This is a genomic window from Gaetbulibacter sp. M235 (genome assembly GCF_043876835.1).
Lineage (GTDB): Bacteria > Bacteroidota > Bacteroidia > Flavobacteriales > Flavobacteriaceae > Yeosuana.
Map to the genome: position 1 here is coordinate 50,277 of NZ_JBAWJZ010000002.1, position 12,353 is coordinate 62,629.

Sequence of the window (12,353 nt, forward strand, 5' to 3'; positions counted from 1 at the left end):
TACTATAAATTAAAGGCAAATTAAATTATGAAGATTTTTACGATGTTCAACAGCTCATTTATGCTTCCATATAGGCTTCAATTGGAGCGCAAGTACATATTAAATTTCTGTCTCCATAAGCATCATCAACACGTCTTACCGTAGGCCAAAACTTGTTGTCTTTTACATAGTCTAACGGAAAAGCTGCTGCTTCACGAGAGTATGGATAAATCCAATTTGTTGATGTAATCATTTCCAAAGTATGAGGGGCATTTTTTAAAACGTTATGTTCATCATCTTTTGAAGCCTGATCAATCTCTTTTTTGATAGAAATCATAGCATCACAAAAACGATCAATCTCTTGTTTGCTTTCGCTTTCTGTTGGTTCAATCATCAAAGTTCCAGCAACAGGGAAAGAAACAGTTGGTGCATGAAAACCATAATCCATTAATCGTTTTGCAATATCTGTAACTTCAATGCCATTTGCTTTAAAAGCTCTACAATCTACTATCATTTCATGTGCAGCTCTTCCACATTCACCTGAATATAATGTGTCAAAACTTCCTTGTAAACGATGCTTGATATAGTTAGCATTTAAGATGGCAATTTTTGTTGATTGGGTTAATCCTTCTTCTCCTAACATTTTAATGTAGCCATAAGAAATCAGACATACTAAAGCCGAACCAAAAGGGGCAGCTGATATAGCTGTGATGGCTTTATCACCACCAGTTTTAACTAATGGGTTTCCTGGTAAAAATGGTACAAGCTGTTTCGCAACACAAATAGGGCCAACACCAGGGCCACCACCACCATGAGGAATAGCAAAGGTTTTATGTAAATTTAGGTGGCAAACATCAGCACCAATACTTCCAGGATTTGTTAATCCAACCTGGGCGTTCATATTAGCACCATCCATATAAACTTGTCCGCCATTATCATGGATAATTTTTGTAATTTCTTTGATAGCAGACTCATAAACACCATGTGTTGATGGATATGTTACCATTAAGCAAGATAAATTATCTTTATATAATTCAGCTTTCTCACGTAAATCTTCTACGTCAATATTTCCTTCAGCAGTTGATTTTGTTACAACAACTTTCATTCCGGCCATAACAGCACTTGCTGGATTTGTACCATGAGCCGATGATGGAATAAGACAAACATTTCTATTATAATCGCCACGTGATTCATGATAAGCTTTAATGACCATTAAACCCGCATATTCTCCTTGTGCACCAGAGTTTGGTTGTAGTGAAGTAGCTGCAAAGCCTGTGATTTCTGTTAACTGGTTTTCTAATTCTTTTAATACAGTTAAGTATCCTTTTGCTTGTTTAAGTGGCGCAAATGGATGGATATTTCCCCATTTAAACCAACTTAATGGTAACATTTCTGAAGCGGCATTTAATTTCATGGTACAAGAACCTAAAGAAATCATAGAGTGATTTAATGATAAATCTTTGCGCTCAAGAGATTTTATGTAACGCATCAATTCGGTTTCAGAATGGTGCTTATTAAATACATCAAGCGTTAAGAAATCTGAAGTTCTTTGTGATTTTTCAGAAATGTTGTTTAATTCTGAAATTGAAGAAATAACAATAGTTTCTTTATTAGCTGCTTCAGCAAAAACGGTTATAATATAATTTATATCTCTAACAGAAGTAGTTTCATTGATTGAAATTGTTACGGTTTCACTGTCAGGATAAAAGAAATTGACCTTTTTATCCTTAGCAATTTTTTTAATTTTTTTGGAGTCAGTCTTAATTTGAAGAGTGTCAAAATAAGATGTGTTAACTTGGTTAAAACCTAATTTTACCAAAGCACCTGAAAGAGTTGAAGCTGTATTATGAATTTTATTGGCTATGAATTTTAATCCTTTTGGCCCATGATAAACAACGTACATACTAGCCATAACAGCTAATAAAACTTGTGCAGTACAAATGTTTGATGTGGCTTTATCACGCTTAATATGTTGTTCGCGGGTTTGAAGCGCCATACGTAAAGCTCTATTTCCGCTTGCATCTTTGGTAACACCAATAATTCTTCCGGGTAAATCACGCTTGTAGGCTTCTTTGGTTGCAAAATATGCAGCATGAGGTCCGCCATAACCCATAGGAATTCCAAAGCGTTGTGTAGTGCCAACTACCACATCAGCACCAAATTTCCCCGGAGCTTCTAATTTAACTAAACTCATAATATCTGCAGCAACAGCTACTTTTATTTGAGCCTCATTGGCTTTACTTATAAATGATTTTAAATCAGTTATTTGTCCATCTTTCCCTGGATATTGTAATATGGCTCCAAAAAATTCAGAAGAAAAATCAAATGAGTTTTCATTACCAATAACCAACTCAACACCAAGTGGATTAGATCTTGTTTGTAACAATGATAATGTTTGTGGTAATATGGTATCAGAAACAAAAAACTTATTTACGTTATTTTTCTTTTGATCACGCTCGCGAACTGCAAATAACAAACTCATGGCTTCAGCAGCGGCTGTACTTTCATCAAGTAGAGATGCGTTAGCGATTTCCATTCCTGTCAAGTCGGTAATCATGGTTTGGAAATTTAGTAAAGCTTCAAGACGTCCTTGGGCAATTTCTGCCTGATAAGGTGTGTAAGCAGTATACCAACCTGGATTTTCAAGAATATTTCTTTGTATAACGGCCGGTAAAATAGTTGGATAATACCCTAAACCTATATAAGTTTTATAAGCTTTATTTTTTTTAGATAACTCATGGATATGAAGCAAATACTCATGCTCAGTCATGGGTTCGTCTAATTTTAATGGCTCTTTTAAACGAATGTCATCAGGAATGGTTTCATAAATTAATTGATCTAAGGAATCTACACCTAAAGTTTTTAGCATTAGGTTTTGGTCGTTTTCTCTTGGACCAATATGACGCAGTGCAAAAGCGTTTGTATTCATTTATAATTTAGTTGAAAATTGATGCGCAAAATTACATAATTAATCACCCTTTTTAAGCAGTATGGCTTAAAGTTTTTAACGAAATAATGGCGTTATTAACACTTTAGTTATTTTTGTGTCATGCGGTTTTTAAAACATATTTTAAATTTTTATATAAATAGCAGTATTCATGTAGCATTAGCTGTATTTTCTCTGTCATGGTTAACGCTAATTGAATTTAAGATTTCTTATGATGAAAGCATTTTGTATTTCATTTTTTATGCTTCTATAACAGGATATAATTTTGTTAAGTTTTTTGAAATTGCTAAATTTCAACATCTTAGTTTATCTATTTGGTTGAAATGGATTCAGATTTTTTCTCTTATTTGTTTTGTGTTAATGTGTTATTACGCATTAAAGATTGAAAGAAACACCTTGTTGATTGTTTTTATTTTTGGAATAATAACCTTTTTGTATGCTGTCCCATTTTTGCCACGACAAAAGCTTTTAGAAACAAGCAGTAATTTAAGAAACGTAAGTGGGTTAAAGGTGTTTTTAATAGCATTGGTTTGGACAGGCGTTACAGTTTATCTTCCTTTAATAAACAATAATCATGTTATTGACGCAGATGTTGTAATTGTGAGTGTTCAACGTTTTTTGTTGGTGATCATGTTAATGCTACCTTTTGAGATAAGGGATTTGCAATTTGATAGTTTAAAACTCTCTACTATTCCTCAGAAATTAGGAGTAAATGGTACTAAAATTATGGGGGTTATTTTAGGTTTTATTTTTTTTATTTTAGAATTTTTTAAAAAGGAAGTCCTTTTAAATCAGTTATTAACATTGCTGATATTTACTTTTATTACACTATTATTTATAATTTTTTCAAAAGAAAAACAAGGAAAGTATTATTGTGCATTTTGGGTAGAAGGACTGCCTGTTTTATGGTTGTTTTTAGTATTATTTTTACTTAAGCTTATTTTCTTTTAAAGCTTTTTCAAACTCATTTTTCAAACATTCCTTATTTTTTTTATCCATGCAAGTCACCTTTGATTTTGTGATAATGAATGATAATTTGGAGTTTTGTTTGCTATATTCTCTACAAGCTTTACAGTATAATAGGTGGAGGTTGAGCTTAATTTTTTCCCAAATAGACGATTCTTTGTATTGTGATTTATCGCAAACATGATTTGCTTCACTGCAAGGTAATTTTATATTAAGTTTTTTACTCATAATTAAAACCAATTTTCTTTAAGACATGATGCCATAGCTGTTCTAGCTCTATGGATAATAACCCAAAGGTTAGACGCAGTGATGTTTAATTCTTTACAAATATCTTCAGTTTCAAGACCTTCAATGGTTTTCATTCTAAAAATTTCTGCTTGCTTTTCAGGTAGTTTTGTTAAACACTTAAAAATAGCTTCGCCCAATTCAGTGTTTTGCATGGTGTCTTCAGCAGTTTTGTCAAAAGGATCAGCTACACGTTCTTCCAACCAATCTCCATCAGTTTCCGAATCGTTGTTTGATGTAATTCTTACTTCAGCTTTTCCTTTATTTGAATTTATTTTTCTGTAATAATCAATGATTTTTCGTTTTAAAATAGAGATAAGCCAAGTGCGTTCATTGGCTTCTCCTTTAAAGTTTTTCATTGATTTTAAAGCCGCTAAAAAAGTATCTTGTACCAAATCCTGAGCTATGTCTCTATTATTAACACGAGAAATAGTGTAGTTAAATAAGTAATCGGCATATAAGTCAATCCACTTATTAGGATTTAGTTGGTGATTAGTCATGAATAATTTTTTATAAAAATAACATATTAATAATTGAAAACCAATATGCTCAAACTTGTTAAAATAAAGTGCTAATATTAATGAATTATTTTAATAATCCTGCTCTTTTTAACAAAGCTTCTGGTTTAGGTTCATGACCTCTAAAGCGTTTATAAAGAACCATAGGATCTTCGGTGCCTCCTTGAGAAAGTACATTATTTTTAAACTTGTTTGCTATCTCTTTGTTAAAAATACCAGCTTCTTTAAAATATTCAAAAGCATCGGCATCCAATACTTCAGCCCATTTGTAACTGTAATATCCAGAAGAATAGCCACCTTGAAAAATATGTGAAAATGATGTGCTCATGCAATTTTCTATCACATCAGGATATAATTTAGTACTTTCAAAAGCTAGGGTTTCATGATTTTTTACGTTGGTAATGTGAGTAGGGTTTTGTCCGTGCCAACTCATATCCAACAATCCAAAACTTAACTGACGCAAGGTTTGCATACCTTCATGAAAAGTCGATGATTTTTTTATTTTTTCAACCAAATCCATAGGAATGACTTCTCCAGTTTCATAATGTTTCGCAAACAATTGTAAAGCCTCTTTTTCATAACACCAGTTTTCAAGTACCTGACTAGGTAATTCAACAAAATCCCAAAATACACTGGTTCCAGACAAACTTGGGTAAGTTGTATTTGCTAACATACCATGTAGCGCATGACCAAATTCATGGAATAATGTAGTTACTTCATTAAAGGTTAATAAAGATGGTTTGCTTTTTGTGGGTTTGGTAAAGTTGCAAACTATTGATATGTGAGGTCGTTCATTTGTGCCATTTTTAATGCTTTGAGGCTTAAACGATGTCATCCACGCACCATTACGTTTTCCTGGTCTAGGAAAAAAATCTGCATAAAAAACGGAAATTAAATCGCCTTCATCGTTAGTAACTTTATAAGTTAAAACTTCTTTATGGTATTTGTCAATAGTATTTATTTTTTCAAAATTTAAACCGTATAACTTTTGTGAAACCTCAAAAACACCATTAATAACATTTTCTAATTTGAAATAAGGCTTTAATTTTTCGTCATCTAAATCAAATAATTTTTGTTTTAGTTTTTCTGCATAATAAGCTCCATCCCATTTTTCTAAATGATCTATATTATCCAATTCTTTTGCAAACGCTTCTAATTCATCAAATTCTTGTTTTGCAGCAGGTTTTGCTTTTTCAAGTAACTCATTTAAAAAGGAAGTGACTTTTTCAGGAGTTTTAGCCATGCGTTCTTCTAGCACAAAGTGAGCATGAGTTTTATAGCCTAAAAGTTGGGCTCTTTCAAAACGTAGTTTAGCAATGTTTAAAACATTTTCTTGATTGTCTAATTCATCATTGTGAAATGATTTTTGTCCAGACGCCATAACCAGTTTTTTACGTAACTCTCTATTGTTTGCATAGGTTACAAAAGGGATGTAACTAGGATAATCTAATGTAAATAACCAGCCATTTTTATCTTTAGATTCTGCTAATTGTTTAGCGGCTTCAATGGCGCCTTCTGGTAAACCAGACAAATTATTTTCGTTGGTAATAAGCATTTCGTACTTATTGGTTTCAGCCAAAACATTTTCACCAAATTTCAGTTTAAGCTGGCTTAATTTTTTGTCAATATCTCTAAGTATCAGTTTTTTGTCTTCGGGTAAATTAGCACCGTTTCTTGAAAAGCCTTTATATTTTTTATCAAGCAATGTATTTTGCTCTGTTGATAGGTTTAGAGTTTCTTTTTTATCATAAACAATTTTAACTCGTTTAAATAAGTCTTCATTTAAAGCAATATCATTGCTGAATTCAGATAAAAGAGGAGAAACTTCTTGAGCAATTTTTTGAATGGCATCATTGGTTTCTGCAGAATTCAGATTAAAAAATATACTAGAAATTCTGTCTAATTTTTCTCCTGAAAAGTCAAGCGCCTCGATAGTATTTTGAAATGTAGGAAGTTCAGAATTATTTACAATGGTATCAATCTCTGTTTTAGCTTCTTGTATTGCCAATTTAAAGGCAGGAAGAAAATCTTCATTCTTTATTTTTGAAAATGGAGCAGTACCAAATGGAGTTTTAAATGGTTCTGCTAATATATTTTTAATCATTTTTTTAGAAAATTAAAACTACTATGCGCGCATAGTTATATTTATTTTTTTATATTTGTTGATATTGTTTTTGAAAAGTGACTAATTCAAATTTAATCTATTTTAATAGCCAAAGAAACCTCGAATTTATTCGGGGTTTTTTTATTTCATATCTTGAGCAGATTTAATCACTATTTGTTTTAGTCCTTCTTTGTAAGCAATAATTTTGTCTAATATGCTAACATTATTAGAACCAATTATTTGTGCTGCTAATATACCTGCATTTTTAGCTCCATTAAGTGCTACGGTTGCTACAGGAACGCCGCCTGGCATTTGAAGAATTGAAAGTACAGAGTCCCAACCATCTATTGAATTACTGCTTTTTATTGGAACCCCAATTACTGGAAGCGGAGATAAAGAAGCTATCATTCCTGGTAAATGCGCAGCACCACCAGCACCGGCAATAATAACAGAAAATCCTTTAGTATGTGCATGTTTACCATAATCAAATAATTTTTCTGGTGTTCTATGAGCTGAAACTATATCAACTTCAACATCAATGTCAAAACTTTTTAAAATGTCTATGGCTTCTTGCATAACTGGAAGATCGCTTTTGCTTCCCATGATAACTCCAACTTTACTCATAACTTAATTATTATTTAGAAATAACTTTTATAGTGTTTTTTACGTTTTCAGCAATCTTTCTTGCTTCACTTAAATCTTGATGTACAATGGTAACGTGTCCCATTTTCCTAAAAGGGCGTGTTTGTTTTTTTCCATAAATGTGAGGTGTAACCCCATCCATATGCATAATAGCCTCTATGTTTTGGTAAACAACATCTCCGCTATATCCTTCAACTCCCACAAGATTTACCATAACACCACCAACTTTACTATCGGTTCTTCCCAAAGGTAAGTTTAAAATGGCTCTTAAATGCTGTTCAAATTGAGATGTGTAACTGGCCTCAATGGTTTGGTGGCCAGAATTATGAGGTCTTGGCGCTACTTCATTTATTAAGATATCACCTTCATAGGTTTGAAACATTTCTACCGCTAAAAGACCAACATGGTTAAAAGCAGTCGATGTTTTTAATGCGATTTCTTCAGCTTTTTTAGCTACAGCTTCAGGAACTCTGGCAGGACATATAACATATTCTACTTGATTGGCTTCTGGATGGAATTCCATTTCAACAACAGGATATGTTTTTGTTTCGCCAGAAACATTTCTCGCAACAATCACAGCTAATTCGTTTTTAAAAGGCACTAAAGTTTCGGTAATACACTCAACATTAGGTAAGTCATCTAAATCTTGAACTGATTTTATAATTTTCACTCCCATACCATCATATCCAAACTGAGCACTTTTCCAAACAAAAGGAAGTTTTAAACTTCCATGTTCTATGGCTTCTTTTATTTCAGACGTATATGCAAAACGCGAAAAAGGAGCGGTTGGTAAATTATGGTCTACATAAAACAGCTTTTGTGTTGCTTTGTTTTGAATGGTGCGTAATGTTTTTGAGCTTGGATATACTTTTACACCTTCCTTTTCAAGGTCTTCTAGTGCATCAACATTTACATTTTCAATTTCAAAAGTTAGTACATCAACCTTTTTTCCAAAGTTGTAAACTGCATCGTAATCCATTAAATCACCTTGATAGAATTCATTGCTTGCTATTTTGCAAGGCGCTTCATTGCTGGCATCTAAAACACAGGTATAGATATCAAATTTTCTTGTATCATACAGCATCATTTTGCCTAATTGCCCACCTCCAAGGATACCAAGTTTAAAATTTGAAGAAAAGTAATTCATGTATTATTTTTTAATGAAAAAAATTAAGGATATGCAAAAATACACTTAAATATGAAATTACTTCCTAATTCCTAAATCAAAAAATCGGTATTAGTCAATCAATTCCTTAACTTTGCAACTTTCAAAAAAACAATAATGGAAATAAAACTACACGACAAGTATTTTAAACCATTTATTTCTGCTCAAGAAATAGAGTTTGCAATAGAGCGTTTGGTCAACGAAATTTATACAGATATAGGTGATGAAATTCCTGTTTTTGTAGGGGTTTTAAATGGATCATTTATGTTGGTAAGTGATTTCGTTAAAAAGTATCCAAAGCCTTGTGAGGTTACCTTTATTAAATTGGCCTCTTATGAAGGTGTAAAATCTACTGAAGATATACAGAGGTTAATAGGTTTGACCCAAGATTTGAAAGGGAGAACGGTTGTTGTTTTGGAAGATATTATTGATACTGGTAATACATTAGCTGAAATTCATAGGATTTTTAAAAACGAAGAAGTTAAGTCGCTTAAAATTGCTACTTTGTTTTATAAACCTGATGCTTATAAAAAAGACTTTAAATTACATTATGTTGGTATGGAAATTCCAAATAAATTCATTGTTGGTTTCGGGTTAGACTATGATGGATTAGGAAGAAATTTACCAGAAATTTATCAAATAAAAGAAACACAACACATGACAAATTTAGTGCTATTTGGTCCTCCAGGAGCTGGAAAAGGAACACAAGCTAATTTTTTAAAGGAAAAGTATAATTTAATACACATTTCAACTGGCGATGTGTTTAGATTTAATATAAAAAATGAGACCGCATTAGGTATGTTGGCCAAGTCTTATATGGACAAAGGCGAATTGGTTCCAGATCAAGTAACCATAGATATGTTGAATGCAGAAGTGGAAAAGAACGCAAATTCCAACGGTTTTATTTTTGATGGATTCCCAAGAACACATGCACAGGCAGATGCTTTAGGGAAATTAATGGAAAGCAAAGATTCTGAAATAAGTGCTATGATTGCCTTAGAAGTTGAGGATGATGTGTTGGTAAATCGGTTGTTGGAAAGAGGAAAAACAAGTGGCAGACCAGATGATGGAAATGAATCTATTATTAGAAATAGAATTAAAGAGTATTACAATAAAACAGCCATTTTAAAAGACTATTATTCTGCACAGAATAAATATTTTGGTGTTGATGGAGTAGGTAGTATTAAAGACATCACTGTTCGTTTAAGTAATGTAATTGATAAACTATAGTAATACTTCAAAGAGTTTAAACTTTATCTTTTAAACTTTAAAAATTTAAACTCAACTCTTATGACAGAAGGAAATTTTGTTGATTATGTAAAAATGTTTGTTACCTCTGGTAATGGAGGTAAAGGATCTTCACATTTACATAGAGAAAAATTTATTGAAAAAGGAGGACCCGATGGAGGTGATGGTGGTCGTGGTGGTCATGTTATTATTCGTGGTAATTCAAATTTATGGACGCTTCTTCATTTAAAATTCAAAAAACATATTAAAGCTGGTCATGGAGAACATGGTGGAAGCAGTAGAAGTTTTGGGGCTGACGGAGAAGATGTTTATGTAGATGTGCCTTTAGGAACCGTTGTTCGTGATACTGAAAGTGATGAAATTGTTTTTGAAATCACTGAACATAATGAAGAAAAAATTATTGCAAAAGGCGGAAAAGGTGGACTTGGTAACTGGCATTTTAGAACAGCGACCAACCAAACTCCACGTTATTCACAACCAGGAATTCCACTTGAAGAAAAGCATATAACTTTAGAGCTAAAAGTGTTGGCCGATGTTGGTTTGGTAGGATTTCCAAATGCTGGAAAGTCTACGTTACTTTCTGTAGTTACTTCTGCAAAGCCAAAAATTGCGGATTATGAGTTTACAACACTTAAGCCCAATTTAGGAATTGTTGAGTATCGTGATTTTCAAACATTTGTTATGGCAGACATTCCTGGAATTATTGAGGGTGCTGCTGAAGGTAAAGGTTTAGGTCACTACTTTTTGCGACATATTGAGCGTAATTCTATCTTATTATTTTTAATACCTGCTGATGCTAATGATATTAAAAAACAATACGATATTCTTTTAGATGAGTTGCGAAGATATAATCCAGAAATGCTTGATAAAGAACGCATCATAGCCATTTCCAAATGCGATATGCTTGATGATGAGTTAAAAGCTGAGTTAAAAAAAGAACTCGATAATGAGTTGCCAATTCCGTATGTGTTCATTTCTTCTGTTGCACAACAAGGATTGACAGAGTTGAAAGATATGCTTTGGAAAATGCTAAACACTCAAACCATTTAACATAAAATCTTCATATAAAACCAAACACGTGGAATAATTTTTGATTAACTTTAATTAAAAATAAAACCATGAAAAAAGTATTGATTATAGTTTTAGCTCTTGGTATTATCTCCTGTGCTCCAATTCGTGTAAGTTACGATTTTGAAAAAGGAAAAGACTTTTCCAAATACAAAACTTATAACTATTACAGTGATATGAAAACAGGCTTAAGCGAATTGGATACCAAGCGGTTTTTAGAGTCCCTTGATGCCAAATTGGAAACTTTGGGAATTGCATTTTCAGAAACCCCAGATTTTTTTATTGATATAAAAAGCAATACATTTCAAGAGGCTCAAAGAAACACCGTTGGTGTTGGTTTAGGTGGCGGCGGAAGAAACATGGGTGGAGGTATTTCTATTGGATTACCTATTGGACAGCCAAATGCCAGCAGACAAATTTCAATAGATTTTGTTGATGAAAATTTGAAGCAACTTTTTTGGCAAGCCGTTAGTGAGTCTAGTTATACACCTAATGCATCTCCACAAGTAAGAGAGGACCAATTATCAGCTATAGTAGAAAAGATATTTTCAAAATATCCACCAAAGCAATAACACTATAAACTTTATAATTATCATAACATTTTAAAATGGTTCGTTGAACTTTGATTTTGTAATTTTACATATAAAAGATAAAAACAATGAATTCATTAAAAAATAAAGTTGCTCTTATTACAGGAGGAACAAAAGGAATTGGTTATGGAATAGCACAAGCACTGCTTAATGAAGGGATTCATGTGGCTGTTACAAGTCGGAATAAAGTTTCAGCAAAAAAAGCAGCCGATACACTTAATTCTAATTCAATATTAGGAGCAAAAGCCATTGGTCTTGAAGCAGATGTGAGAGATTATGAAAGCCAACAGCAAGCTGTTCAATCGGTTTTAGATCATTTTGACCAATTAGATATTGTTGTTGCAAATGCTGGCGTGGGTCATTTTGCGAGTATTGAAGACTTGTCTGTTGAACAATGGAACGAAACTTTAGACACCAATCTTTCGGGAGCTTTTTATTCCATCAAATCAAGTATTGAAGCTTTAAAGAAATCAGAAGGGTATTTCATTACAATTTCAAGTTTAGCAGGAACCAACTTTTTTGCAAGTGCTTCTGCATATAATGCTAGTAAATTTGGTGTTACTGGGTTTACACAAGCCGTAATGCTCGACTTGCGTAAATATAATATTAAAGTGAGTACAATTATGCCAGGATCTGTAGCCACCTATTTTAATGGCCATATTCCTAATGAAAGTGATGCTTGGAAAATTCAAAGTGAAGACATTGGTGAGTTGGTAGTCGATTTGATTAAAATGAATCCTAGAACCTTGCCAAGCAAAATAGAAGTGAGGCCAACGATGCCGCCAAGTAAATAAAGAATAAATAAAAAAAGAGGTTTCAAATACATGAAACCTCTTTTTTT

The 12,353-nt window shown here is 32.6% G+C and carries 10 protein-coding genes; 5 read left to right on the top strand and 5 right to left on the bottom strand.

What is annotated here, in order from left to right; genetic code table 11:
• Positions 1–58: 58 nt before the first annotated feature.
• Positions 59–2,908 (bottom strand): aminomethyl-transferring glycine dehydrogenase, encoded by a 2,850-nt coding sequence (gene gcvP / locus V8G69_RS02845; protein WP_394880242.1) that lies wholly within the window; start codon positions 2,906–2,908, stop codon positions 59–61.
• 120 nt (positions 2,909–3,028) lie between these two features.
• Here gcvP and V8G69_RS02850 point away from each other — a divergent pair, with 120 nt between their 5' ends.
• Complete coding sequence (locus tag V8G69_RS02850) at positions 3,029–3,877, top strand: hypothetical protein (RefSeq protein WP_394880243.1); 849 nt, start codon at positions 3,029–3,031, stop codon at positions 3,875–3,877.
• A 245-nt stretch (positions 3,878–4,122) separates the two neighbouring features.
• Here the strand turns inward: V8G69_RS02850 and V8G69_RS02855 are convergent, their stop codons facing one another.
• From V8G69_RS02855 to V8G69_RS02870, 4 genes are all read right to left on the bottom strand, one after another.
• The gene (locus V8G69_RS02855) at positions 4,123–4,677 is read right to left on the bottom strand and encodes a sigma-70 family RNA polymerase sigma factor (protein WP_394880244.1); all 555 of its coding nucleotides are present in this window, start codon (positions 4,675–4,677) and stop codon (positions 4,123–4,125) included.
• Positions 4,678–4,762: 85 nt separating this feature from the next.
• A complete protein-coding gene (locus V8G69_RS02860) occupies positions 4,763–6,799 on the bottom strand; it encodes a M3 family metallopeptidase (RefSeq protein ID WP_394880245.1) in 2,037 nt (678 codons plus the stop codon).
• A gap of 141 nt (positions 6,800–6,940) precedes the next feature.
• On the bottom strand, positions 6,941–7,423 hold the full coding sequence (purE, locus tag V8G69_RS02865) for a 5-(carboxyamino)imidazole ribonucleotide mutase (protein ID WP_394880246.1): 483 nt from the start codon (positions 7,421–7,423) through the stop codon (positions 6,941–6,943).
• 10 nt (positions 7,424–7,433) lie between these two features.
• The gene (locus V8G69_RS02870) at positions 7,434–8,588 is read right to left on the bottom strand and encodes a 5-(carboxyamino)imidazole ribonucleotide synthase (protein ID WP_394880247.1); all 1,155 of its coding nucleotides are present in this window, start codon (positions 8,586–8,588) and stop codon (positions 7,434–7,436) included.
• Between the two features lie 135 nt (positions 8,589–8,723).
• On the opposite strand from V8G69_RS02870, the gene V8G69_RS02875 reads away from it, so the two are divergent.
• From V8G69_RS02875 to V8G69_RS02890, 4 genes are all read left to right on the top strand, one after another.
• Positions 8,724–9,836 (top strand): adenylate kinase, encoded by a 1,113-nt coding sequence (locus V8G69_RS02875; RefSeq protein WP_394880248.1) that lies wholly within the window; start codon positions 8,724–8,726, stop codon positions 9,834–9,836.
• A gap of 60 nt (positions 9,837–9,896) precedes the next feature.
• On the top strand, positions 9,897–10,904 hold the full coding sequence (obgE, locus tag V8G69_RS02880; RefSeq protein WP_394880250.1) for a GTPase ObgE: 1,008 nt from the start codon (positions 9,897–9,899) through the stop codon (positions 10,902–10,904).
• A 68-nt stretch (positions 10,905–10,972) separates the two neighbouring features.
• Positions 10,973–11,494: a DUF4136 domain-containing protein gene (locus V8G69_RS02885; protein WP_394880251.1), complete on the top strand. Its 522-nt coding sequence runs from the start codon at positions 10,973–10,975 to the stop codon at positions 11,492–11,494.
• A gap of 86 nt (positions 11,495–11,580) precedes the next feature.
• Positions 11,581–12,306, top strand: coding sequence for an SDR family oxidoreductase (locus V8G69_RS02890; protein ID WP_394880252.1), 726 nt, complete (start codon positions 11,581–11,583; stop codon positions 12,304–12,306).
• Positions 12,307–12,353 lie beyond the last annotated feature (47 nt).